At 34.5% G+C, this 25153-nt stretch carries 28 protein-coding genes; 2 read left to right on the top strand and 26 right to left on the bottom strand.

Going from position 1 to position 25153, the window contains the following annotated elements:
* Positions 1 to 8 precede the first annotated feature (8 nt).
* The 21 genes from B0A67_RS04985 to truA form a co-directional block, all read right to left on the bottom strand.
* Positions 9 to 425, bottom strand: coding sequence for a hypothetical protein (locus B0A67_RS04985; RefSeq protein WP_072960314.1), 417 nt, complete (start codon positions 423 to 425; stop codon positions 9 to 11).
* Between the two features lie 69 nt (positions 426 to 494).
* The gene (locus tag B0A67_RS04980) at positions 495 to 1409 is read right to left on the bottom strand and encodes a helix-turn-helix domain-containing protein (RefSeq protein WP_072960311.1); all 915 of its coding nucleotides are present in this window, start codon (positions 1407 to 1409) and stop codon (positions 495 to 497) included.
* A gap of 12 nt (positions 1410 to 1421) precedes the next feature.
* On the bottom strand, positions 1422 to 2318 hold the full coding sequence (locus B0A67_RS04975) for an NmrA family NAD(P)-binding protein (RefSeq protein WP_072960308.1): 897 nt from the start codon (positions 2316 to 2318) through the stop codon (positions 1422 to 1424).
* Between the two features lie 101 nt (positions 2319 to 2419).
* Positions 2420 to 2905, bottom strand: coding sequence for an SRPBCC family protein (locus B0A67_RS04970; protein WP_072960305.1), 486 nt, complete (start codon positions 2903 to 2905; stop codon positions 2420 to 2422).
* Between the two features lie 178 nt (positions 2906 to 3083).
* Complete coding sequence (locus tag B0A67_RS04965; RefSeq protein ID WP_072960303.1) at positions 3084 to 3539, bottom strand: hypothetical protein; 456 nt, start codon at positions 3537 to 3539, stop codon at positions 3084 to 3086.
* A 5-nt stretch (positions 3540 to 3544) separates the two neighbouring features.
* On the bottom strand, positions 3545 to 4324 hold the full coding sequence (locus tag B0A67_RS04960) for a hypothetical protein (RefSeq protein ID WP_207557311.1): 780 nt from the start codon (positions 4322 to 4324) through the stop codon (positions 3545 to 3547).
* Between the two features lie 197 nt (positions 4325 to 4521).
* The gene (locus tag B0A67_RS04955) at positions 4522 to 4932 is read right to left on the bottom strand and encodes a hypothetical protein (RefSeq protein ID WP_072960300.1); all 411 of its coding nucleotides are present in this window, start codon (positions 4930 to 4932) and stop codon (positions 4522 to 4524) included.
* A gap of 104 nt (positions 4933 to 5036) precedes the next feature.
* A complete protein-coding gene (locus tag B0A67_RS04950) occupies positions 5037 to 5447 on the bottom strand; it encodes a hypothetical protein (protein ID WP_072960297.1) in 411 nt (136 codons plus the stop codon).
* Positions 5448 to 5609: 162 nt separating this feature from the next.
* Complete coding sequence (locus B0A67_RS04945; RefSeq protein ID WP_072960294.1) at positions 5610 to 6041, bottom strand: GNAT family N-acetyltransferase; 432 nt, start codon at positions 6039 to 6041, stop codon at positions 5610 to 5612.
* A 31-nt stretch (positions 6042 to 6072) separates the two neighbouring features.
* Entirely contained in the window at positions 6073 to 6975 is a 903-nt protein-coding gene (locus tag B0A67_RS04940) for a PhzF family isomerase (protein WP_089069510.1), read from the bottom strand.
* Between the two features lie 114 nt (positions 6976 to 7089).
* Entirely contained in the window at positions 7090 to 7734 is a 645-nt protein-coding gene (locus B0A67_RS04935; protein WP_072960291.1) for a suppressor of fused domain protein, read from the bottom strand.
* A gap of 124 nt (positions 7735 to 7858) precedes the next feature.
* Positions 7859 to 8770 carry an arginase family protein gene (locus B0A67_RS04930; protein WP_072960287.1) on the bottom strand — a complete coding sequence of 304 codons (912 nt, stop codon included), beginning with the start codon at positions 8768 to 8770 and terminating at the stop codon, positions 7859 to 7861.
* Positions 8771 to 8861: 91 nt separating this feature from the next.
* On the bottom strand, positions 8862 to 9050 hold the full coding sequence (locus B0A67_RS04925) for a SymE family type I addiction module toxin (protein ID WP_072960285.1): 189 nt from the start codon (positions 9048 to 9050) through the stop codon (positions 8862 to 8864).
* A gap of 177 nt (positions 9051 to 9227) precedes the next feature.
* Entirely contained in the window at positions 9228 to 9974 is a 747-nt protein-coding gene (locus B0A67_RS04920; RefSeq protein ID WP_072960282.1) for a DUF2314 domain-containing protein, read from the bottom strand.
* A gap of 172 nt (positions 9975 to 10146) precedes the next feature.
* A complete protein-coding gene (locus B0A67_RS04915; protein WP_072960278.1) occupies positions 10147 to 10656 on the bottom strand; it encodes a TPM domain-containing protein in 510 nt (169 codons plus the stop codon).
* A 238-nt stretch (positions 10657 to 10894) separates the two neighbouring features.
* On the bottom strand, positions 10895 to 11800 hold the full coding sequence (locus B0A67_RS04910) for a hypothetical protein (protein ID WP_072960275.1): 906 nt from the start codon (positions 11798 to 11800) through the stop codon (positions 10895 to 10897).
* A gap of 214 nt (positions 11801 to 12014) precedes the next feature.
* The gene (locus tag B0A67_RS04905) at positions 12015 to 12575 is read right to left on the bottom strand and encodes a hypothetical protein (RefSeq protein WP_072960272.1); all 561 of its coding nucleotides are present in this window, start codon (positions 12573 to 12575) and stop codon (positions 12015 to 12017) included.
* Between the two features lie 214 nt (positions 12576 to 12789).
* Positions 12790 to 14178 carry a dihydrolipoyl dehydrogenase gene (lpdA, locus tag B0A67_RS04900; RefSeq protein WP_072960269.1) on the bottom strand — a complete coding sequence of 463 codons (1389 nt, stop codon included), beginning with the start codon at positions 14176 to 14178 and terminating at the stop codon, positions 12790 to 12792.
* A 250-nt stretch (positions 14179 to 14428) separates the two neighbouring features.
* The gene (locus B0A67_RS04895; protein WP_072960428.1) at positions 14429 to 15013 is read right to left on the bottom strand and encodes an NUMOD4 domain-containing protein; all 585 of its coding nucleotides are present in this window, start codon (positions 15011 to 15013) and stop codon (positions 14429 to 14431) included.
* 142 nt (positions 15014 to 15155) lie between these two features.
* Entirely contained in the window at positions 15156 to 16910 is a 1755-nt protein-coding gene (locus B0A67_RS04890) for an ABC transporter ATP-binding protein (protein WP_072960266.1), read from the bottom strand.
* A gap of 69 nt (positions 16911 to 16979) precedes the next feature.
* Positions 16980 to 17714: a tRNA pseudouridine(38-40) synthase TruA gene (gene truA, locus B0A67_RS04885; RefSeq protein WP_072960263.1), complete on the bottom strand. Its 735-nt coding sequence runs from the start codon at positions 17712 to 17714 to the stop codon at positions 16980 to 16982.
* Between the two features lie 365 nt (positions 17715 to 18079).
* Here truA and B0A67_RS04880 point away from each other — a divergent pair, with 365 nt between their 5' ends.
* Complete coding sequence (locus B0A67_RS04880) at positions 18080 to 18574, top strand: metallophosphoesterase family protein (protein WP_072960260.1); 495 nt, start codon at positions 18080 to 18082, stop codon at positions 18572 to 18574.
* A 6-nt stretch (positions 18575 to 18580) separates the two neighbouring features.
* Here B0A67_RS04880 and B0A67_RS04875 read toward each other — a convergent pair whose 3' ends face one another.
* From B0A67_RS04875 to B0A67_RS04865, 3 genes are all read right to left on the bottom strand, one after another.
* Positions 18581 to 19507 carry a sensor histidine kinase gene (locus B0A67_RS04875; RefSeq protein ID WP_072960258.1) on the bottom strand — a complete coding sequence of 309 codons (927 nt, stop codon included), beginning with the start codon at positions 19505 to 19507 and terminating at the stop codon, positions 18581 to 18583.
* Between the two features lie 45 nt (positions 19508 to 19552).
* Entirely contained in the window at positions 19553 to 20215 is a 663-nt protein-coding gene (locus tag B0A67_RS04870) for a response regulator (RefSeq protein ID WP_072960255.1), read from the bottom strand.
* A gap of 168 nt (positions 20216 to 20383) precedes the next feature.
* Positions 20384 to 20794: a DUF4293 domain-containing protein gene (locus B0A67_RS04865; protein WP_072960252.1), complete on the bottom strand. Its 411-nt coding sequence runs from the start codon at positions 20792 to 20794 to the stop codon at positions 20384 to 20386.
* A 183-nt stretch (positions 20795 to 20977) separates the two neighbouring features.
* Here B0A67_RS04865 and rho point away from each other — a divergent pair, with 183 nt between their 5' ends.
* On the top strand, positions 20978 to 22882 hold the full coding sequence (gene rho / locus B0A67_RS04860; protein ID WP_072960248.1) for a transcription termination factor Rho: 1905 nt from the start codon (positions 20978 to 20980) through the stop codon (positions 22880 to 22882).
* A 169-nt stretch (positions 22883 to 23051) separates the two neighbouring features.
* Here rho and B0A67_RS04855 read toward each other — a convergent pair whose 3' ends face one another.
* Entirely contained in the window at positions 23052 to 24068 is a 1017-nt protein-coding gene (locus B0A67_RS04855; RefSeq protein ID WP_072960245.1) for a M28 family peptidase, read from the bottom strand.
* Positions 24069 to 24075: 7 nt separating this feature from the next.
* Positions 24076 to 25053: a DUF3667 domain-containing protein gene (locus B0A67_RS04850; protein ID WP_072960243.1), complete on the bottom strand. Its 978-nt coding sequence runs from the start codon at positions 25051 to 25053 to the stop codon at positions 24076 to 24078.
* Positions 25054 to 25153 lie beyond the last annotated feature (100 nt).

The following is a 25153-nucleotide window of genomic DNA, read 5'->3' as shown; positions in this document are numbered from 1 at the left end:
TTATAAATTTAAGGAGCTTTGCTTGCTACTAGTTTTTTACCCATATATGCCATTGGCAAGTAAGCAAATACAACATCTATAATACTGTACCAGATAGGAGATGGCAATGTGAAAACATTGATAATACCTCCCAACAAAAAGAAAGCCCCAATTGCTAAGGCAAATTTTGTTGTGTTATTGGCAGCAATCACAGCTGTTGTTGCAGCACCTGCAAAGGTTCCGAGGGCGTGCGCCACAAACGGAAAAATAAAATGTCTTGGTTGAAATAGATGTATGGTAGCTTTTAATCCTTCCATAGTGGTAACGTCAGCACCTTTTGGAGGAGGAATAATCGAACTGCTCATTAAAATAATAGCCATATTGACAACACTTCCAACAAAGAGACCAATGATAACGGCCAATGTATTTTTGAAAATCGGATTCATAAACTTGTTTTTTTTAATCCAACGAATTTATGAAAATTAAAGAAGGTATGGGCTGAAAGTTTGGGTAAATTAATTAAAAGATTGCCTGAATTCAAGCGGTGAGACATTTGTTTTGGTCTTAAATAATTTACTGAAAGACTGCTGATGCTCAAAACCCAATTCAAAAGCAATTTCACTTATCGATAAGTTGGTGGTCGAAAGCTTTTCTTTGGCTTTTTCGATCAATTTGTCATGTATGTGCTGTTGTGTACTTTGTCCGGTCAGTGATTTTAGCAGACCACTTAAATAATTGGGCGTGATATGTAAGCTTTCGGCGATATAATGAACGGTGGGTAAACCGCTTTTAGCAAGAGAGTCATTTGCAAAATAGGCATCAAGTAAATTTTCTAAACGGGCCAGGATTTGATGATTGCTTATTTTACGGGTAATAAACTGGCGATTGTAAAAACGTTCTGCATAGGTAAGGAGTAATTCGATCTGAGCAATAATAACATCCTGGCTGAATTTGTCAATATTCGACTGATATTCCTGCTGAATATTTTTTATAATGCCAATAATCATCTTTTCCTCTTTATCAGATAAATGCAGGGCTTCATGAACCGAATAACCAAAATACTCATATTGCTTGATTTTTTTTGCCAGAGGAGTATTCCACAAAAAATCAGGATGAACAATTAATGCCCATCCTGTATGTTCCAGCTCTGCATTGCCTTCTATAGAAAAAACCTGCCCCGGCGCAATAAAAAGTAAGACACCTTCAGTAAAGTCATATTCCTGCTGACCGTATTTCATTTTGGCATTTGCACAGCGTTTTAAAGCAATCGAATAAAAATCGAGCATTAAACTTTTGGGTTCATCTTCGTTGAGACGTTTAAGATCTTCAAAATTATAAACGCTCACTAACGGATGTTCCGGTTTTGGCAAATCTCTAAATTCATGAAATTCGCTGATACTTTTTATTCGCAAAGGTTGCTGATTTGCCATCGTCTAAGGTACTTATTTCTGGTTATAAATAGCAGCAAATTCTTTGGCGTAATCTGCCAGTTTTGTTTTTCCCATTTCTACAGGTCTGTTTTTAATGTAATCTTCACTCAATAAACCATTATAAAGTCCAGCATACATTGCTACCAAACCTTGGGCGATTTTAGGCTGCATTCCTAAGTTTGTCAAGCCGTTTAGTGTTTCTTCGTCACTGATTAAAACCCATTTTAAATCCGGTTTGCCCATAGCCTCGCCTAAAATACGAGCTGTTTCATCGCCTGTTAATTCATCGCTCGAAACATAACGCGCTTTTTTTCCTTGAGACGGAGTGGTGATTTCCTCAGCAATTGCGGCAGCTATGTCATTTGGCGAAACCCACGGAATCATTTTATCGGTACCATAATTTGCAGCAATTATTCCCTGAGATTGGATCATTGGGATATAGGCCAGCAAATTATAAAAGAAAGAAGTTGGTCGCATAAAGGTTATTGAGACATCTTCCAGTTTTTTCAAAACAGTTTCTATCTCATTATAACGCTGAATTATTCCTGAGTTTTGTTCTAAATGTGCACCAATACTACTTAAAAACACCACACGTTTTACACCTGATTTTTGTATCGCATGGGCATAATTATTTCCTATTTTGCGGGTAAAAGCATCAAGATCCAGATTGGGATCAAAATAATTCGCACGCGGAATCATACAATAAACCGCAACTGCGCCTGTAAAAGTTTTGGTTAAAAAGTCTGCATCTTCAACAGAACCAATTGCTGCAGTAGCTCCTAAATCTTCAATCTCTTTTTGTTTGTCAGTGCTACTGCTAATTACGGTTACCTGATGCTTTTTTTGTACTAATTCCTGAGCCAATGGCTTGCTTATGTTCCCTAGAGAACCTGTAAGTATAATTTTCATTTGTCTAAAATTTTATAATACAAAGTTGCGCAACATCAGGATGACAGCTGTAGCCAAATCTACGATTGTCGTAGTCGAAAGATGGGAGGTAAGTATGAGAATTATTTTTCAGACAATTTTTTCTCGTTTTCTGTTTGTGGTTTTCCTGTTGCGTTTGGTTCGCCTTTTCCGGTTGTAATAAGCTTTTTCAGGCTATTCTGAATGTAATTTGTCCAGGCATCGCGGCATATTTCGAAACATTCGTATGCAGGATTCAAGCCAAAATGTGTAAACTGTAGTTCTGTTTTCCCTTCTTTTTCAGTGATTTCAAAAGTGGGTTTTGTTCCTGTCCATTCTGTTTCGTCTTTAGTAAATTTAAAGTAGTTTTCTTCGACCAGCCAGACGATTTTTTGATTTGGAATTACTTCGACGAGTTTAATTTTGCAGCGATGAATGTCTTCATAATGATAGTCGAATACATCATTAAGTTGAGCTGTATTGCCTTCGATTTCCTCAGACCACCAGCCGCGAACATTCGTAACAGCATCAAAAGCTTCTTTAGGAGATTGATCTGTTTTTATTGTTGTAGTAAAATCTGTTGCACTCATTTTGTATGATTTTAGAAATTAACACAACAAATTTACGCTTTAATGATCAATAAGTTAAGGGCTTAAAGCGACAGTTTTAAGGGGCGGATCGGACAGTTTTAAAAATTGGGTTTTATAATTGAATCCGTTCTAAACCTGACAGGTTTTTAAAATCTGTCGGGTTTGAAAAAGGATTTGTTTAATTATTCTTTTTGAAAATGGTGGTCAATACATTCACTATAAAAATAGGCAAGGCAATAAAAGCAATAAGTATAAACTCATTGACCAAAGTGATATTGATTAATTGACTGCGATCATAAAACAAAGTGAAACCAGAATTGGATAAAAAAAGTTTACAATAAAGGACGAGAAGCCAGTAAAAAATAAAACTCCCAAGTACGATAACAGAATGAATTAGGGTTAAATATTTTTTAAGTGGTTTCTTTAGTACTCTTTGAAGGAACCAATATCCAAATCCGTTTAAAAAATAGAATAGAGATAATACAATTGCGAGATGAAGATGCGCAATTACAAAATAAGTATCATGAATATTAATGTCCACTGTCGTATTGTCGGGATTACATATTCCCACCAATAAAATAATTGCGGCAACAAACCAGAAAAGATGATAAATTTTTATAGTTGTTATATTCATGTTTATTATTCAATTCTCTTTACCACATTCTCCAGGTCATTGACAACTAGTTTGAAAATGATTTTGTTGTCCGGAAAGTCTTTTTGCATATTCTTTCTGAGTTCTACAAAAGAGCTATAAGCTATCGGATCATAAGAAATTGATTCATTGCAGGAAATAGATATCTCGTAATTGTTATCGATTTTTTCCAGATAGATGTATTTTGTAAATGAATTATCAAAAAAAGTCTCTTTCTCAAAGGCTTTGGCAATTTTATCGACTTCATTTTCATTGATATTATTTTGATAGACAATCTCATGATTCAGCGCTCCATACGTTTTTGTAGACTCTGTAAGCCTTCCGTTTGCTGCCTCATTAAAAAAGGCGACTCCAAATATTGCACCCAGAGTAACGATACATCCAATAATTGATATACCCGCTATGCGCCATCCACTAAAGAATTCGCCGCCATTTTGAGTGTGTTGCAGGATGTTTTTCTCCTGATATGTCTTTGTCAAATAAGCTGCAATTCCCATATAAATCAGTGGAAATATAACATTAGGAATCTTGACATCTTCAGGAATCATAAAAATTAGACCAAAAATAATAAGGGTCGAAAGGATTGTTATGATCCATGTATTTCTTACTTTATTAAAATCACCAAAAACTTTAAAGTTTTCAGCCATAAAATAACCAGCAACCAATGGACCTCCTAAAAAAGTGCCTAGCCGAATTGCTTTTTCAGAATAAATTTTTTCTGTTGGTATTTCTTCGAAGACTGATTTCTCAATTACTGATTCTTCCATGATTTTGCTATTAATTTATACCGAGGTTTTTCGGTCAGCAAAAGTACAAATTTAAGTAAGATATTTCGTTGTTTTAATGGTTTTATTAACCCTTCTTCAAAATCATTTACAAAATTGATTTTATGTTTTTATTGCTTTAAAATGTAAAGGTTTTATGCTTTTATTTCATCCGGCTTAAATCTAATTATATAAGAGTATTATTGAATAGCAAAAATAATGATGCCGTTAAATTTTTCTATTGCTTCAATTACAAATAAACTGTCATTAAAATAATCCATATCAAAATCATCATCGCCCCAGACTTCAAATCTTTTACAGCAAGTTTCTAGTTGTGTTTTATCAAAAACATTTTCATTATAATCAAGCTGTTGCTGCTGAGCAATCTCAAGAGCTTCTTCGTTTACATATTCTTCTTCAGAAAATGCAATGCTTAGGCGATATTCTCCATTAAAAATAATTGTGATTTGATTATTTTCAAATACAATTTCCGGTTTGTCTTTTATTGCTGGTCTAGCATAAAAAATTTCTAAATTATTTTTTAAAACAATAAGATTTGCATCTGAAGCGGGTGTTATAAAAGCTAAATAAGAGTAAAAAGTATTGGCCATCAGGATCTTTTCTAAAGTTGTTTTGCTAATATGAATGGCTTGATTTTAGCATATAATAAGGGAATACTTCGCTTAATTCTTTTTTTATTTATTTAAAAATAACATTATTGTTTTTTCAGATATAAAGTTTGACCATCGACATAAGATTCATCTAATTTCATTTGTCCATCAACAAGGCTATAAAGATATTTTGAACCATCAATTACGACCATATTTTGTTTTGTTTCTCCGGGAGTATTACTTCCTGACAGATAATCAAATTTATACTCGTATTTAGAAGTTTTTACATCTGCACCGTTCGTGATAGTTAGATTTGCTTTCGAGTCAAATTTATAAATGATATTTTGAGATGAATGATCTGTAGAAACAATCCCCGTAGTACCGGTAAAAACAACTTTGTCAGTTTTCATTAATTTCCATGTTCCAACAACCGGATTTTGAGTTGTATCATCATCATTACCAGAGCAATTTGTAGATAGAAAAGCGATAAGAAGTAAAGTAATTATTTTTTTCATGATTTTATTTATTTAGAATTAGAGTTTTGATTTCAAACGTATATAAGTGATAGCCTATAAGAAATAATAAGAATAACTTTTTTAACTGGTTAGTAATATGTTTTGATTAATAGATGTTCGTTTTGTTAAATGGTTGCGTTATCTTTTTATTTATTTTGTAAATTATTGCAAATTCTTTAATAATTCAAATAATATATAGTCTCCATGTTCAGATGGACCTCTTTCTTTTTCTATAAATCCTTTTCGTTTGTAAAAGGCAACGGCTTTGGTATTATTCTCGAGACATTTTAAAATAAGAGGAAAATTGGCTTTGTCAATTGCCGCTTTTAGTAATTGGGTTCCGATGCCTTTATCATGATATTTTTGATCGACATACAAATGATGAATGAACTTATCGGGCATCCAGATCGAAATAAAACCAACTACAATAGTATCGATAATAGCGACCAGAACTTCTTCGTCTTTTATGGCTGTATCAAAATCTTTCAGATGAAAACCTGATGGATCAATCCAGGAGAAAGTGGTTTGTCTTTCTTTTAGGAATAAGGATCTCAAAGACGGATAGTCGCTTTTTCTGATTTTGATGATTTCCATTTTAGTTTTTTGATAAGGCTAAGAAATGAATTTAGATTTCTATTTCGGTTCTAAATACAACTACGGCATCACCTTTTATCTGAATCAATTTGGGTTTGTCTTCTTCTATAATTACTTTGACTTTTATAACACCAAGACGATCTATTTTCTGGCCTTGTCTTCCGTTGAATTCGAATGTGTTATTTTCTGAGGCAATAATTTTATTTTCTATAAGGTAGCCGCCAAGTGGCCCGTTTGCATTTCCGGTCACAGGATCTTCGTTTATGCCAATTGCCGGGGCAAACATTCTGCCATAGGTTAGGATGTCATTATCGTCAGAATCGAAAGTAAAAACAAAATAACCATTGCAGTTGATCTCTTTGCTTAAAGTGGCAAGATCAGCATAATTGGGAGATAAGGAGTTTAGTTTTTTCCTGTTTTTGATTCCTATCATTACTTTAGAATGTCCTGTAGAAGCGATTTGAATAGGGCATTTTTCGTTAATATCTGATTGCTCTAATCCTAATGCCGTTATCATTTTGCTGCTTGTCTCTTTGTTGAATGCCGGACTAAGTTCAAAATTTCCCTGCGTCATTATTATTTGGTAATCATCATTTTTCCTGATGATTTCAAACGGAAGAATGCCAACTTTGGTTTTGAATTTCAGAATACAGGAATCTAATTTTTCTTCGATAGCTTTGGCATACATGGCTGCGATTGTAGCGTGTCCGCAAATTGGGACTTCGGTATTTGGGGTAAAGTATCGAATTACGCCATCGCAATCTGTACTGTCAGGAGAGAAAAGAAATGCCGTTTCGGAATTGTTTAATTCCCGTGCGATTTGCTGCATTTGATAATCACTTAATCCATCTGCATTTACGACAACTCCGGCAGGATTTCCTTTGAATTTTTCTTTTGTAAAAGAATCAATCTGATAGATTATTCGTTTTCTCATTATAGTTTGAATTGCTGTTGAAATCAATATAGGGATAAAATGGATCGCATTTTATGTCTTCGGCTTATGAATTGTTTGGGCATTCATAGTCGGATTTTTTGAATTGATATTCTTTTATTTCCTTGTTAAATCAGTAATCAACAAAGGATTATTTTCTTTCAGTTTATGGTATAATTCTTCAGCCGTTTCGGGGTTTTCTTTTAAAAAGTCATATTCGGCAGTTGTTATTCCAACAATCTGCAAAAATGAAACTTCGCCATGTGGCGTTTGTATTTTCTCTAATTCAGGATCGTTTACAAACAATATCGCGGTTATTTCCGTTTCGGTATCAAGTCTGATTGGGCCGTTTGCCGGCATATAATGAAACTCTTCGAACCAGTTGCCACTGCTAAAAACATATTTGGCAATGTTTTGCAAAAGCGCAATTGGCCAGGCCGGCGTTTCGTTGTCGTGCTCAAAAGGTTTTAATCGAAAAGTAAGTTCAAAACCCCATTTGCTAAATTCACTGTCTAGTTTTTCTTCATTATAATACAATTCCGAAAAGCCATAAGTCACGAAATGAAAATGATCTGTTTGCTTTTTACTTTCGTAGATACTTATTCCGTCAAGCGGATCTTCTCCGCCCAGCATATAATGTAGTGGAGGAGCAAAATGTTTGGGTTCCTGATTGGGATAAAGCGCTTCTAATGGTTTATCTATAGCCAACCAGCCAACAGCATCATCCTCTGAAAATTCTTTTTTATATTCTTCTAGCGTCATGTTTTTTTATTATTTGGGCAATTAGACTTTCTAAAAACAGCTTTTATAGTAAAAGATATTCGTAAGACTAATTTAGGCTAAAATTTAAAAAGAACCTGATTTTAGAGCGTAATATTTTGCGGATTTATGAACCTAAAGTACCGAAATGCTTTTTGAAAGTAGCTGAAATATTTTCGACAAAATTCTTTGTATATTTTCCTGTTGCATCCAGATCCGGATCTAAAATGGTGATTTCAAGTCCGCTTAACTTTGGGCTTTGAAACAAATAGGAGGTAAGTTCGTTAAATTCTTCGTAAGTCAGACCATCAGGTGTCCTGCTGTCTACGCATGGCATAATCGAGTCGTTTAAAACGTCGACATCGATATGAAGCCAGAAACCGTCGAGATTTTTGTTTTTTACTTCGGTCAGGAAAGTCTGAACAGCATTCGAAATGCCTTGTTTTCTTATTTCATGAAGGCTGAGGTAAGTTGCAGAGGAGTTGCGGATTTCGTTTTCGTATTCATCATCGTATTCGCGATTGCCTGCGCACCAGAGATTTTCTTCTTTTATGTAAGGCGACAAATTTAGAATATTGGTCAGTTTAGGAGGTCCGTTTCCCGTTACTATCGAAGCCGCCATTCCGCCAGCACCTCCGGTTTCAGACAACGAAACATTCATAAAATCAGTATGGCCGTCAAGATAGAATAATCCGTAATTTCCTTTTTGTTTTAAAGCTATCGCTGAGCCTAACAAAATACTGCAATCTCCGCCAAGTATAAACGGAAATTTATTCTGACTCAGTAAATTATTTATAAGATACGCCTGCTCACGGGCATAATCGACTAATGCATTTGCATTGAGAATATTAGTCTCGCTATCTCTATTGGTCGTATATTTTGGCGGATCAAGTCTGAGAACATCTTTGTGATCAATGGCTTTATGCAAGTTGTGTCTCCAGAACCAGTTGGGCAGGTTTTTTACTCCGGGTTCTTTTCCGGGTTGAGGTTCTTTTAAACCCAAATTAGACGGAAATTCAACAATGCATATTTCTTTCATGACTTTATTATTTAGGGATAAAGTTATAAAAATATATGTTTTGGCGTGTTTTTAAATTAAATGAAACAATTTGATCACGTATTTGCGATAGTCAGTTTTGTTCTTTATCAACAGTGATTATCAGCCTGTGTTCTTCTTGTTGTATGGTTACCATCTGGCCTTGGTTAAAGCCAAGTTTGTTAAGCCATTTGCCTTCAAGTCGTATTCCCGGAATTGGTGTGCCTCTGTAAAGTCCGGCTTTGTATTTTGTATAAATTTTCAGTTTTCTAAGATTTTTCATTGTTGCACATTTCTAATGTTAATTCAAAACAGGATGATTTGTAATGAATCAAATGTCTAACGAATAGTTTAGAATGTTGTCATATTATAAGCTGACAAACGGTAATTTTATTAACAATTTCAATGTGTAGAAACAAAATCCGACTTACTTTCATAAATCGGATTTTTAGATCATATCTTATAATAGCGGGACTAGATGATCCCATTTGAGTTCTTTTGCAAAATCTAAAGCTGTTTTGCCGTTGTGCGTTTTTGCATTTTTATCGGCGCCGGATTCTAATAAAACCGCTACAATTGTGCTATTTCCTGCAATTGCTTCGCGGTGCAAAAACGTATATCCAAATTCGTCCTGAGCCGTAATTTCATTAGGATTTGCTTTAACAAAATCAACAAGGCTTTCTTTCATATTCCTGCTCATAGGATGCTCTGTCAGGTTTTCAGGTTTTTCTTTTTGTTCATAGGCAACCAGAATATCATTGAAGTCTCCAAAGTTTAAACCCCATGCGGCATCGTGTTCTTCTCTTTCAGTTTCGTTCATTTCTGAACGCATTGATTGTATCGTAAAACCGCCATAAGTTTTGTCCTGTGTTACAAATAACCAATCGCTAATTTGGTTTGCCGGAATTTCGACATACTCGCTATTAGTGACATTGGTTAATTCGTCCGGATCGTTTACTAAGATGCCTTTTATTTTTTCGCCATCAAAATTGATATCATTGATCCACATATGTTCTACAACAGTATTGCCGTTTATTTCCTGGGTAAAGGCCAATTTTACGCAGGCCACGTCAAGTGCGGGCACGATTCTGCGGTATTCCCAGGATAGTTCTCTCCAGAAATATTTAAAAGTTTCCTGCGCTTTTCTAAATGCGTCAATCATTTTCGGGCTTTCTCCGTCGGCAAAGAATATTGGTGTATTTTCCATCACTTCTATTTTAGTAATAATTATTTCTTATTACGTAAATATAAATTTTTTGTAAGAAAGGAAAAAAAGTAATGGTTGATTTTATGAATGTTTTAAGGAGTTAAGGATTTTTTACAGTAAGCTCAAAAAAAAATCCGGTTTGCGAAAGCAAATCGGATTTAGATCAAAAGTATTATTCCAATTTTTTTATGATCTGCGTTACTGCATTTTCTAACCCTTTATAATAATCACCTTTTTTAAATTCAGGAATTGCAAAACTGTTTATAATGTTTCTGGTTTCGTCTTCAGTTAGTCTGTTCCGTGCTTCATAGCTGCTCTGAATCTGAATTTGTCTCAACTCTTTGCTTAATATAATTAAAAATGCAGGAGTCAGTTTTAAATTCTCAGAAAGATAGTTTTTCAGATTATAAGAATAGTCGGGAACACTTGCGTAGGGTTTTATAGAAGAAGTTGTAACAACAATAATTTTAGTGCCTGATTTCTCTTCAGAGGATTTTAGAGTTGTATTTAAAGTTGTAATTTGACTTGGAGTTAATATCTTTTCGAAATCGTTAAGGTAATTATATGCTTTTGAAAAAGCATTTGAATTTGCTGAATTTTCAGGAATGCTTTTGTCTGACTGACCGAAAAAGGTGCTTGGCAAAAGAAAAGAAATTGTAATAATGAACAGTAGGTTTTTCATCTTAGAATAAATTTTGGGTGCTACAAAAATATCATTTTATTATCGTAAGTCATTCTTTTGTTTGATATCTAAAGGTTACTGTTTTTTTTATAAATAATATGGTGTAATTGAGGGCAGTGTTAATTTACCATTTGCGGCAGGACATAAAAAAAACCGACCTGTTTTTAGCAAATCGGATTTGAAATAAAAAACTATAAACACTTGTCGTTGCCAGAGAAATTTGCTGGCTCGTTTAAGTTTATTTTCTAATGTATGAATATTTTAGTGTTACAATTTCTACAGGATTAGTGCTTCCCATTGGGATGTATTCGTAGCGTTGTGTTATAGGATAGTCATCTTCGGCATAAGTATAGGTGTAAGTTTGCTTTGCGGCGCTGCCTGTCATTCCGGTTCCTGGCTCAAATGAATAGTAAGTATTTACTATTTCAAGCGGATTATTTTGAGAGAGGTAAGCATAATACGGTAACTTTCCGTATAAATAGGGACCGCTTGCCATCTGGTTGTATAAACAGGCTATTTTGGGCATCGTTTTGTGCGGGTTTACTTTATCATCATAAGTATAAGTGGTTACGTAATTCTGTGCAAGTTTTACACCCAGCTGCCAGAACTCTTCTTCTACTTTTACCAGATTTTGATTGTCCCAGGTAAATTTTTCGATACCTGTCAGTCGTTCTGTGTCATCGATATCAGTTTTGTTATAATGATGAATTTCTGTTAGATACTTTTTGTCGTTATAAAACAAGGAATCAGATATTCTGTTGTTCTGCAGATTTTTTTTCTGTATCACTTTTACAACCTGTCCTTCAGTATTACTTTTTAATTCGTATAAAACCGTTCCATCTGTTCCGTCAGCTCTTACACCTGTTATAATTGCTGTAGGAACATCGTTGCTATATTGTAAAGTTGTTACAATTGGGGTTCCTGCTTTTGAACCTTTCTGATAATAGGTGTAGTTTTTGAAACTCATATCAGCATTATAGGTAATACTGCTGTACACATTTGTATCCGAAAAATTGTCAATTGTTGTAGTTAGAAATTTAGATTCTGCTGTTGGGTCTGGAGTTGGTGTAGTTTCGTTGTCATTTGAACAAGACACGACCACAATGCTTAATGCGAATGCGGCAAACATCATTTTTTTTCTCATTTTATTATCTTTGTTAAATTAAAAAAGTTGTTTAATAAGCTTTTGGGCTTTTTATAACGAAAATAAAAATAAGAATAGTAGTGCGGATAAAAGCCTGCCAAAAGTCAATTTACTAATAGAATAAGGTTAAATATTAAGAAAATAGGATAGAAAAAAAGGAATCCGTTTTCGCAAGTTTAATTTTTGAATAGGATGAAGTTCGAATGATGTTTATTTAAGTAGATGTTTTCTTTTTAAGAAAGAACTTTATTACGAATACACTCAATAAGAGTGTCAGGATGATAAAAGATGTAATCGTAAAAATACTTTTTGCAACAGAAAAAATACTGGTAAGCTGTGCTGAAATAATAGAGTTTTCAGGATAGCGATTCAATATCGTAATTATACCAATGTTTTCGAGATAGTCGCAAAGTCCGGATAAAAGAGGTACGTAGCAGAGGTAGAATAAATGTGTTTCTAGTGTATTGAGTTTATTGAGAATGTAGGCTGTAATTAGCGAATAAGTCACTCCAAAAAATAAAGGATATATCATATCTATTGGTAACTGGCAGTATAAATACGCATGTCTTCCTTTCGAACCTAAGGCATGTAGTAAAGAGTTGACATATTCAAAATTGTAACCGTTGGGTATAATGTCTAATATTTTCATTCCTCCGGCATAATCCATTACTTTTGGAATTGTTATCAGCATCATAAATGAATAAATGATATTGGTGAAAATAAAGAGAATAATAATTTTTCTTCCGTTGAGGTTCTTCAAAATAAGATTTTTCATAAGAAAATAAAAAATAGTAAAACATTAATATTGAATACAAAGATATGTTTTTTGAGGCTTTTTTATTACAATAATTGACTTTTAAATAATGATAAATTCTACTGATCTCAGTTTTTTGCAGATTTGAAAAATAGAGACATAAAAAAATCCGACTTGCTTTCGCAAATCGGATTTTTGAATTGAAAATTATATGTAACCGTAAAACGGTTTGGTATTACAAGTGAATTACTTCGCCGTAAGCATCAGCCACAGCTTCCATAACAGCCTCGCTCATTGTTGGGTGAGGGTGAATCGATTTAAGGATTTCATGACCTGTAGTTTCAAGTTTACGCGCTACAACTGCCTCAGCAATCATATCTGTAACACCGGCACCAATCATGTGGCATCCTAACCATTCTCCATATTTCGCATCAAAGATTACTTTTACGAATCCGTCAGCAGCACCGGCAGCTTTTGCTTTTCCGGAAGCTGAGAATGGGAACTTACCAATTTTTAGTTCGTATCCTTTTTCTTTAGCTTGTTTTTCTGTTAAACCTACAGAAGCGATTTCAGGAGTTGCATAGGTACAACCAGGAACGTTTCCGTAATCGATTGGGTCTACGTGTAAACCTGCAATTTTCTCTACACAGTTAATTCCTTCAGCAGATGCTACGTGAGCCAAAGCCTGACCCGGAGTAATGTCTCCAATAGCATAGTAACCAGGAATGTTAGTGGCGTTGTAAGCGTTTACTAAGATTTTATCTCTGTCAACAGCGATTCCAACCTCTTCTAAACCTATGTTTTCGATATTCGTTTTAATTCCAACTGCCGAAAGTACAATGTCAGCTTCAAGGATTTCTTCGCCTTTAGCCGTTTTTACAGTGGCTTTTACACCAGTTCCGGTAGTATCAATTTTCTCAACAGAAGAGTTGGTCATAATTTTTACTCCCGCTTTTTTCATAGAACGTTCCATTTGTTTAGAGATATCCTCATCTTCAACAGGAACGATATTTGGCATAAATTCTACAATAGTAACTTCAGTTCCCATTGAGTTGTAAAAGTGTGCAAATTCAACTCCAATTGCTCCTGAACCTACGATAATCATAGATTTTGGCTGTGTTGGTAATGTCATTGCCTGACGGTATCCAATTACTTTTACTCCGTCTTGAGGTAAGTTTGGTAACTCACGAGAGCGAGCTCCGGTTGCGATGATAATGTGATCAGCGCTATATTCAGTAACTTTATTGTCTTTGTCTGTAACGTCAAGTTTTTTTCCTGGTTTTAGTTTTCCAAAACCTTCGATAACGTCAATTTTGTTCTTTTTCATTAAGAACTGAACTCCTTTGCTCATTCCGTCAGCAACGTTACGGCTGCGTTGAACTACTGCAGGGAAATCTTTATCAAATTCAGAAACCTTCAATCCGTAGTCAGAAGCGTGTTTTAAGTAATCAAAAACCTGAGCTGATTTTAGTAATGCTTTTGTTGGGATACACCCCCAGTTTAAACATACACCCCCTAAGTTTTCTTTTTCAACTACAGCTACTTTAAAGCCTAATTGTGAAGCTCTAATAGCTGTTACATATCCGCCAGGACCACTTCCTAAAACAATAATGTCGTATTTCATTTTTTTGGTTTTTAGTATTTATTACCGAAAACGAAGTTTAATTCCGAAACTCATTTTTCGATTTATTCTTTTGTTATTTGTGATTGCGAATTTAAGGAATTATTTTAAAAAACACTTTAGATATGTAAAATGTTCAGTGTAAAATGTGAAATGTAACTAAGAAATGTGAAATAAAAAAAGTAAAATGTGAGATGAAACCCAATTTGGATTTCCATTTCACATTTTACTTTATCATCTAACCGTAAATAAGCTAAACCTTAATATGTCCCCAGTTTTCGCCGCTGGCAATTCGTCTGATCTGCATTTCGCTCACACCAAATTGTTTGGCGATCATTTTCAGACGCGTTTTTTGTTCCGGTCTTGCCAGGATTTTCTTGATTAACATCACTTTTGTAGTGGTCAATTTTCTTCCGTCAGCTTTTAAGTTGTGTTCGATCAGGTTCTTTTTTGCCTGAATAACGCGCGGACTTTTACGACTGTGCGCCATCATTTCGGCTTTTGTTGCCCAACGTAAATTGTTTACATCATCATTACTTCGGTTGTAATCTAAATGAAGTACATAAGTTTGTTCTTCTGAAGTTTTGGGAATGAAATAATGGGCAACTAATTTATATAAGAAGAGATATTTATTAACGATTTTGTCATCGTTTTTAACTTTAAACCTAAAAGTCGGATATCCGTCACTTAAGCCGCCTTTTAATAGGCGTCCGCTTTGAATTTCATCTGTAAAGCTTATTAGTCGGCCTTTGTTTGAAATTGCATATCTGAGTTGTAATGAGGCGTTTATTTCTATTTCTTTGAATTCTTCGTTTGGATAAAATCTATTTTGTGGCATTTTCTTTTGCATTTGAATTTTGTCTCTCAAAGATAAATAATTCAAAAAGCATAACAATTATATAATTTCGCTCAGATCTTACATTTATGATTCCTATAACGCTTATTTAACTTTTTTAAGAACTTTTTTAGCATTTGAAAATCTAATTGGCGACAGAAAATTGAGAGTCGTAGAGGTTTTTATAATAACCGTCGGCTTTATTGAGCAATTCCTGATGTGTTCCCTGTTCTACAATTAGTCCTTTATCCATCACTACAATTTTATCTGCATTGACAATTGTAGCCAATCGGTGTGCTATGATAATCGAAGTTCTTCCTTTGGTTATTGTTTCTGTAGCACGCTGAATCAATTCTTCAGAATATGTATCGATTGATGATGTCGCTTCATCCAGAATCAAAATACTCGGATTGCTTACATACGATCTCAAAAAGGCAATCAACTGGCGCTGTCCTGACGAAAGCATCACGCCGCGTTCTTTTACATCAAAATCATAATTATCCGGCAAACTCATGATAAAATCGTGAACACCAATTTTTTTGGCAGCATTCAAAACATGTTCACGCGTAATCTCCGGATTGTGCAAAGTGATATTGTTATAAATCGTATCGGCAAACAAAAAAACGTCCTGCAAAACCACAGCAATTTGTTTTCGCAACGAAGCAAGCGTATAATTTTCGATATTATGACCGTCGATAAAAATTGTGCCGCTATTGATCTCGTAAAAACGATTCAGTAAATTAATAATAGTCGATTTTCCTGCTCCCGTAGAACCTACAATTGCAATAGTTTGCCCTGAAGCAACTGATAAATCAATTCCTTTTATGACTTCCTCTTCCGGGATATAACTAAAATGGACATCCTTAAATTCGATACTTCCTTCAAAAACCGGAGCTTCAAGCGTTCCTGTATCCTGAATATGGTCCTGCGTATCGATAATATCAAAAACACGATTGGCAGCAATCATTCCTAATTGCATCTCGTTGAATTTATCCGCAATCTGACGCAATGGGTTAAACAGCATTCCGATAAACATCGTGTAAGAAAATAAATCCCCAAAAGTGGTAAAATGATCGCCATTCAGGATTTTAAATCCGCCATAGACCACAACCAATCCCAATGTAATTGAAGAAATAATATCAGCAATAGGAAAAAATATCGAGTTGTATAAAATTGTTTTTATCCAGGCAACCCTGTGTTTGTTGTTGATTTCTTTAAAATTATCCGCTTCAATTTTTTCACGGTTAAAAAGCTGTACAATCTTCATTCCCGTCACACGTTCCTGTACAAACGAGTTCATGTTGGCAATTTGCGTACGTACTTCCTCAAAAGCAACCTGCATTTTACGCTGGAATATTCGGGTAATGTAAACCAGAATCGGCATAGCAACGACCACAATCCAGGTCAGTTTCCAGTTCATATAAAACATAAAAATCAGTACAACAAGCATTTTCATCAAGTCACTGATAATCATAAACAGACCCTGACTAAAAATACGCGCAATCGACTCAATGTCTGACACAGATCTGGTTACCAATTGTCCCACCGGAACCAAATCAAAATATTTCATTCTAAAACTCAGAATGTGTTTAAAAAGTTTAGTTCTAATGTCTTTTACAATATCCTGTCCCAGCCAGTTGGCCCAATACACAAAATAAAACTGAGAGAAAACTTCAAACAAAAGAACCACGCCCATTAATACAATGTACATCAATAAACCTTCCTTGTCGTGCGTCTTGATATAGCCGTCGACCGTTTGTTTTAATAAATAAGGGCGAAGTGCTGCAAAAATCGATAATGACACAGCAAAAACAATAACGCCATAATAGCGCCACTTATAAGGTTTAGTATATTTTAAGATTCGTTTGAATAATCCGGTATCAAATGCTTTTGCTTTCATTTAGTTTTTTAAGCTTTAGGCTTTAGGCTTTAGGCATAAGGCTTACTGCTTATTGCCTACAGCTTATAGCTATATATAATCGTAATCAATTTCGGTTAAGTACAATCCGTGTGCCGGAACCGAAAAACCAGCTTTTTCTCTGCTTTTGCTGGCAATAATATTTTCGAAATCAGTGAGAGAAATTTTGTGTAAACCAATATTGACCAAAGTTCCCACAATGGCACGAACCATATTTCTTAAAAACCGGTTCGCCGAAATGGTAAATACCAATTTGTTGTTCTCGCTTTTCCAATACGCTTCAAAAATCGTGCAATCAAAAGTATTTACATCCGTATTTACTTTCGAGAAACATTGAAAATCGGTATGATTCAGCAAGATTTTTGCAGCTTCATTCATCAAAGCTACGTCTAATTTTTGATTAAAATACCAACTCAATTCCTCCGTAAACGGATTTTTAACAGTGTTGATATGGTATTCATACGTTCTTTTAGTAGCGTCAAATCTGCAATGCGCTTCATCGTGAACCAAAATAATATCGAAAATCGCAATGTCTTTTGGTAAATATGAATTCAGTTTATGCACTAAAGTAGGGACGTTAAGCGCAGTTTCAATATCAAAATGACCGTACATTTCCTGTGCATGAACACCTGTATCCGTTCTTCCGGCACCCATTATATTTATAGGTGCATTTAGCAAAACCGAAAAAGCTTTGTTTAAAGTCTCCTGAACAGAAGACGCGTTGGGCTGAAATTGCCAACCATGATAATGTGTTCCGTTATAGGCGAATTGAATAAAATATCTCAAAGGTGAAGGTTCAAAGGTTCAGAGATGCAAAGGTACAAAGTTTTTCTTTAAAGGTTCAAAGTAGCAAAGTAACAAATGTTCAGAGGTTTTGTATATTGTAATTTGAAATAATAAATCGTAGAGACGCATTGCAGTGCGTCTAACATTCTGGAGGTTTAAATTTTTGAAATGAATTTATAAATAAGATATTGAAATGTTAAATCATTGAGACCTTCCAGGAGACTTGACACTTTTTTAAAACCTGTCAGGTCTGACTATAGTTCATATAACAAAAAACTTAGCAAATTAGCAACTCCGAATCTTGATATCTCTTTTAGAAAAACCTTGTACCTTTGCGGTTCTAAATCTTTTGAGCCTTTAAAAAAATGAAAAAAATCCTCCTGCTTTCTGATACTCACAGCCATATTGATGACACTATTTTAAAATATGTAAATCAGGCTGATGAAGTTTGGCATGCCGGCGATATTGGCGATTTGAATGTTACGGATACCATAAAAAAGCTAAAACCTTTGCGTTGTGTTTACGGGAATATAGATGATGCACAGGCAAGGCTGGAATTTCCTTTGCATAACAGGTTTTTATGCGAAAATGTTTCAGTATGGATGACTCATATTGGTGGTTATCCGGGAAAATACAATCCCGCTATTCGGGAAGAAATGGCTTTGAACCCGCCCAAATTATTCATTTGTGGACATTCGCATATTCTAAAGGTAATGTTTGATAAAAAACACAATCTGTTGCACATGAATCCCGGTGCGGCTGGAAAAAGCGGATTTCATCAGGTTCGGACCATGTTGCGATTTGTTATTGATGACGATAAAATAAAAGATTTAGAGATTGTCGAAATCGGGAAGAAGTAAACTTATTTAATGTGATAATGGTATTCTGATTTTGATTGAGGTTCCTTCGTTTTCTTTCGAAACAATGGCAAAACTTCCTTTGTATTTTTTGATTCGCGCCCTGATTCGGTTCAGGCCAAAACCTTCTGCTTCGTTTAGTTTTTCGGTTTTAAAACCTTTTCCGTCATCGTGAATAATAATGATAAGCTGATCATTGTTTTCGAGCAGCGAAATTTGAGCTTTTCTGGCATCACTATGTTTTATAATGTTGCTGAACAATTCAGATACAATAAAATAAACCTTCATCTCGAACTTTTCACTGTATCTTTTATTGGTTGAAATTGTACTTGAAAACTCAAAATGAATGCTCGAATTCGAATTTCTTTCGCATAAGTCTTCTAAGGCATAAATCAACCCAAAACGAACCAGAAGAGTAGGGATGAGGTCGTGGGACATATCACGCAAAAGATCATGTGCTTCTTGCAGAATCGTTTTTGCTTTCTGGATTTCTTCTGATTTTATATTGTTTTGTGCTGTAAAAGTATTCAGGTGCAAACCTACAGAAGACAATAAAGAGTTGATGTTATCATGCAAAAAAGAAGCGATTTTTTTATTTTCGATTTCATGGCTGTCAATTCCGGCATTGATGATGTTGAGCAGTATTTTTTGTTTGGCATCTTTTCGTTTAATTTTTTGTTTTAATTTATTATTCTGATAAAAGAAATAAAACAAAAAGAATAATATGATGACAAGGACAATAGATAAACTGACAATTTTTTTGTTTCTCAAAGTCTCAGATTTCCGGGCTTCGGGAAGATTATTTTTTTTGAGGATTTTCTGAGTGATACTATCAGATTGCCTAGAAGGTAAAGCTGACTTTTGCTGACTAAATAAGGCATTTCCACTTATAGAAGTAAAAAAAAACAATACTATAAAAACTCTGATTAAACCCATAAATCAATTGTAGTTATTTGATAGATTTTTGATTTTAAAATAAGACTAAGGATTTATCAAGTTGTTTTTTAATGCATACTTTACAAGTCCGATAGTATTTTTGGTTTGTAATTTTTTCATGATATTTTTTCGGTGTGTTTCCACCGTATTCATGCTAATAAATAGTTGCTCGCTTATTTCTTTACCACTGTATTCAAGCGAGATCAGGGTAATGATTTCGATTTCGCGGGCACTTAATATCGGATTTTCGACGTAAAGCGGTTTGTTTAGTTTAGGATTGTTCTGAGTAAAACTATTAAAGATTTTCTCCCTCACAGCATCACAAAAATATTCCTGTCCCTGATAAACAGCTTCGATGGCTTCGATGATATTTTCGCCCGCACATTTTTTAGTGAGATAGCCTTTAGCCCCTAATTTCATCACTTCCTTTATGATTTTCAGATCATCATAGCTGGATAGTATAATCACTTTGCAGGGAAATCCTTTTTGGTCGAATTCTTTTAATACTTCGATACCATCTTTTTTAGGCATGCTGATATCTAAAACTAATATATCTGCAGTATTTAGCACGACATCATCATATACAGTCGTACCGTTCAATGAATTGCCTACTACTTCAAAGTTGTGTACGGTTTGCAGTAAATTGGTAAGACCATCAATAAGTACCTGATGATCGTCAGCAAGATGTATCCTTATTTTGTGTGTCATGGTTGTTTTTGGAACTAAAAAGCAAATTTATGAAAAAAATATCTTACAAAGCTGTTTTTGATTTGTGTTTTAGCTAATTATTGAAAGCGATTATAAAATATAAGCCACAAAAAAACCCGAATTATAAAATTCGGGTTCTCTTCGCACAAAAAACTTAAGTTTATAGGTTTATCTCAAACGGTCTACAGATTTTACGAGATCTTCATCCTTCTTGATGGCCTTATTAGCTAAGACTAATAATACGATAGCAACAATTGGTAGAAACATCCCAATACCTTTCTCTGAAACAACTGTTTCTCCAGATAAATTTAGAGAGCGATATACAAACAATCCTAATAAAATTAAATTTAATATTATGTTCAGTCTGCCCATTACAAACTGATTTTGCCTTTTTTTGTATGAAATGATACTAAAGATAGTTAACACAGTACTTAATGATAACAAAACGGTGTAAAACTGGTCTTGCATAAAGTAAAATGGTTTACCATTATTTAATGTCCAAAGCGGAATAAAAAACAGTAATACCCCTGTAATTAAAAAGGTAAGAATTAAATATACAGTCTGAATTCGTTGTATCATGGTATGAAATTGTTTTACAAAAATATATTTTCTTTTTTTAAAATACTATTGTATGATAAAATTTTATTCGTATTATTGCATCATAATACCGTAAGCACTTCATACTGCGGTCAATCGAAAACAATTATCTACCTATTCTTTTTACAGTATTTCCGTTAAAATAATTAAATTCATAGAACATTCATGTTTGATATTTCTGCATTAAAAGAAATGAAGCTTTCTGAGCTTCAAGAAATAGCTAAGTTAGCTAAAACTATAAAGTTTAATGGTGTCAAAAAAGAGGCTTTAATAAGCCAGATTTTAGCGCATCAAGAAACCACTGTAGCACCACCTGTTAGTGCTGTAACTGAAACGGAAAACATTGATGATAAGCCAAAAAGAGCAAGAATTGTTCCGGTGAAAAAAGTGGCTATTAGCAAAAATGCCCCGGTCTTAGAATTTGATAAAGTAGAGGAAACTCCTGAAAAGGCAGAAGCTCCCGTAGTTGTAAAACAAACACCGGCAGCAAAGATAACTCCTAAAGCCAAACCAACTCCCGTAGCTAAAGTAGTTGCAGAAGCTAAAGAAGCTGCAGAAGTTAAGAAGCCAGCTGAAACTCCTGAGAATTTAGAAGTAAAAGAAGCTTCAGAAAATGAAGTAACGGAGAAAAAAGGACCAAAAATCGTAAAATTCAATAAATCAGCTTACGAGAAAAAAGTCGCTTTACAAAAAGAAAAAGAAGCCACAAAAGAAGCAATTCCAGAGGGCGAAGCTGTAGCAGAAACTTCAACTGCTGAAAAAACAGAAGCACCGGTTCTGGTTAAAAAGACCAATCCGAATCAGATTAAAAATCCAAATCAGAATCCCAATCAAAATCCGGCGGCTCCTCAGAATCCAAATCAAAATGGAAACGCTAACGGAAATGTGAGTAACGGGAATCAAAATCCAAATCATAAAAACAAAAAAAATAATTTCAGGGATTCAGACTTTGAGTTTGACGGAATTATAGAAAGTGAAGGTGTTCTTGAAATGATGCCGGATGGTTATGGTTTCTTACGTTCATCAGATTATAATTATTTAGCCTCTCCTGATGATATTTATTTATCAACTTCACAAATCAGATTATTTGGTCTTAAAACCGGAGATACTGTAAAAGGAGTGGTTCGCCCTCCTAAAGAAGGCGAGAAGTTTTTCCCTTTAGTTCGTGTACTTAAAATCAATGGTCACGATCCTCAGGTGGTTCGCGACAGAGTTTCTTTTGAGCACCTGACACCTGTTTTTCCTTCAGAAAAATTCAAACTAGCCGAAAAAGGCAGTTCTGTTTCAACCCGTATTATCGATTTGTTTTCTCCTATAGGAAAAGGACAGCGTGGTATGATCGTTGCACAGCCTAAAACAGGTAAAACAATGTTATTAAAAGACATTGCAAACGCAATTGCTGCAAACCATCCTGAAGTATATCTTATCGTTCTTTTGATCGATGAGCGTCCTGAAGAGGTTACAGATATGCAACGCAGCGTTCGTGGAGAAGTTATCGCTTCTACTTTTGACAGAGAACCACAAGAACACGTAAAAATCGCCAATATCGTTCTTGAAAAAGCGAAACGTCTGGTAGAATGCGGACACGATGTAGTGATTCTTTTAGACTCAATTACACGTTTGGCAAGAGCTTATAATACTGTTCAGCCTGCGTCAGGAAAAGTGTTAAGTGGTGGTGTGGATGCCAATGCATTACAAAAACCAAAACGTTTCTTTGGAGCGGCAAGAAATGTAGAAAACGGTGGCTCATTAAGTATTATCGCAACTGCATTGACTGAAACAGGTTCTAAAATGGATGAGGTGATCTTTGAAGAATTTAAAGGTACTGGTAATATGGAGCTTCAATTGGATCGTAAAATCGCTAACAAACGTATTTTCCCTGCAATTGATCTTACTTCGTCAAGCACACGTCGTGATGATTTATTATTAGACGAAAAAACATTACAAAGAATGTGGATTATGCGTAAATACCTATCAGATATGAACCCGGTAGAATCTATGGATTTTGTAAACGAACGTTTCAAGAAAACAAGAAACAACGAAGAGTTTTTGATTTCTATGAATGACTAAAAAGAGGGACAAAGGTTCAAAGTTACAAAGGTTCTGAGGTTTTTCTTTTGGGATCTGGAAATATAAAAAAGGGATGAGTTATTAAAACTCATCCCTTTTTGTTTTTACTCTAAATAGACTTTAGTTTATAAAAAAACTTTGGGCCTTTGTAACTTTGAACCTTTTAAGCTTATTTTTTATCCACTACCGGTCTGTTCTCTCTATTGGCTAAATCCCAAGCCACAACAAAGGCCAGTTTCGTTCTGTTGGTTAAGGCATCGTATTCGATTTTTTCAGGTTCATCACCCTTTCCATGATAGTCTTCATGAACTCCGTTGAAGAAGAAAACTGCCGGAATACCAAATTTCGCGAAGTTATAATGATCGGAACGCTCATAAAAATGATTAGGATCTTTAGGATCATTAAACTTAAAATCCAGATCTACTTTAGTATATTTCTCATTTTGAGCCACTACAATATTGTGCAAATCTGTTGATAATCTGTCAGCTCCAATTACATACACGTAGTTGTTTGTATTAGCATGTTCTACATCACGACGGCCAATCATGTCAATATTGATGTCAGCAATGGTATTGGCAATCGGGAATAAAGGATTCTCAGAGTAAAAACGTGATCCGTGCAAGCCGTGTTCTTCACCGGTTACGTGCAGGAAAAGAATAGAACGTTTTGGTCCGTGTCCGTTTTTCTTTGCTTTTGCAAATGCTTTTGCCATTTCTATTACTGCTACAGTTCCTGATCCATCGTCATCAGCTCCGTTATATACTTCGCCATTTTTGATGCCTACGTGATCATAATGTGCAGAAATCACAAGAACTTCATCCGGTTTTTCAGAACCTTCAATATACGCCCAGATGTTTTCAGAATCCGGTAAGTTTTCATTGCGTCTTGCGTTAAGGAAAGAGGCAGGAATATGCTGGTAAAAATCTGTAGCTCCTTTCGGAAAAGAAATTCCGTTTTTCTTGTATTGTTCGATCATATAGAGACCTGCTTTTTTCTGTCCTTTAGAGCCGGTTTCACGACCTTCCATTTCATCAGAAGCGATAACATATAGCATTTCCTTTAAGTCTTTTTCCTTAATAGATTTTATGTATTTGCTTGGATCTGAATTGTCTTTTGACGCAACAGACTGCATATTTTTGCACGAAAATGCAGAACCAATTAATAAGAGAATTATAATTTTTTTCATTGTTAATTTAATGTAAGTTTATGAATGTATAGAAAGCATAAAGTATTAGTAAAAATAGGATAAAAAAGGAGTTTATAAATAATAAGACTATACTTTTAACAAATGATACCCATCTGGTTTCTCCATAAAAACGATGATGTGCAGGGAAAAAATAATAGAACATCCAGACAAAGCCCAAAAAGTCAGTTACATCTGAAATAAAGGTTAATGGACTATCCACTCCAAAAAGACCAACGAGTTTTCGGATTAGAAAAAGGATCAGATATATTAAAAGTAAAAAAGAGAAATAGTGTAAGGTAAATATACCATGATCAAAATAGTACCATTTCTTTTTGTTGTGAAAAAGCCATAAAAAGAAAGCGAAAAAAGGCATGACAATAAATAGCACTTTCGGAATGTTATGAACGAAAGATTCTGTAAACTTTTTGATTAATTCCTCTTTTGTATTATGATCTTTTATGTATTGAATTTTTTTAAGATTCGAATAAGTAAAATCGTTTATTTTGTCTTTTTCCGGAGCATGTTTTTGAACAGAATCCATTTCTATAGTAAATTTATCAAAATCATCTCCCGGTTCAAGATCATTTATATCTCCTGTAAAAATATTTTTAGGGACTTCTTTTGTATCCGTTTTGTGATTTTTATTTAAAGTTACAATTTCACTATCATGATCCGGAAATAAAGCAATCATTAAAAATGTAATAAAACTGATGAAAATATAAAGGCGCACAGGCGCTAAATAAGATAATCGTTTTCCCGAAAGATATTCTTTGGTTAAAGAAGAAGGTTTGAATAAAAGGTTTTTAATGGTACGCCAGAAAGCATTTTCATAATGCGTTAAATCTTCAAAGAAATGAATGAATAAGTGATGAAAAGTTTTTCGGGAATCTGTATTTTCCTGCCCGCAATTTGGACAAAATTTTTGTTCTACAACATGTCTGCAATTCAGGCAGGTTTTGTCTTTTCTAATCGGACTGTGTGACATTGGTTATTTTTGGTTTAATCTGTTTTGGTTGTTGTTTTTTTGCCCGCGGATGTTACGGGTTTGAACTGGTTTACGCTGGTTTTTTGCCACAAATTGCACG

Origin of the sequence: Flavobacterium aquidurense (assembly GCF_002217195.1) — a bacterium.
GTDB classification, from domain to species: domain Bacteria; phylum Bacteroidota; class Bacteroidia; order Flavobacteriales; family Flavobacteriaceae; genus Flavobacterium; species Flavobacterium frigidimaris.
The sequence above is the reverse complement of the archived record's forward strand: the minus strand, read 5'-3'. Positions and strand labels throughout refer to the sequence as shown.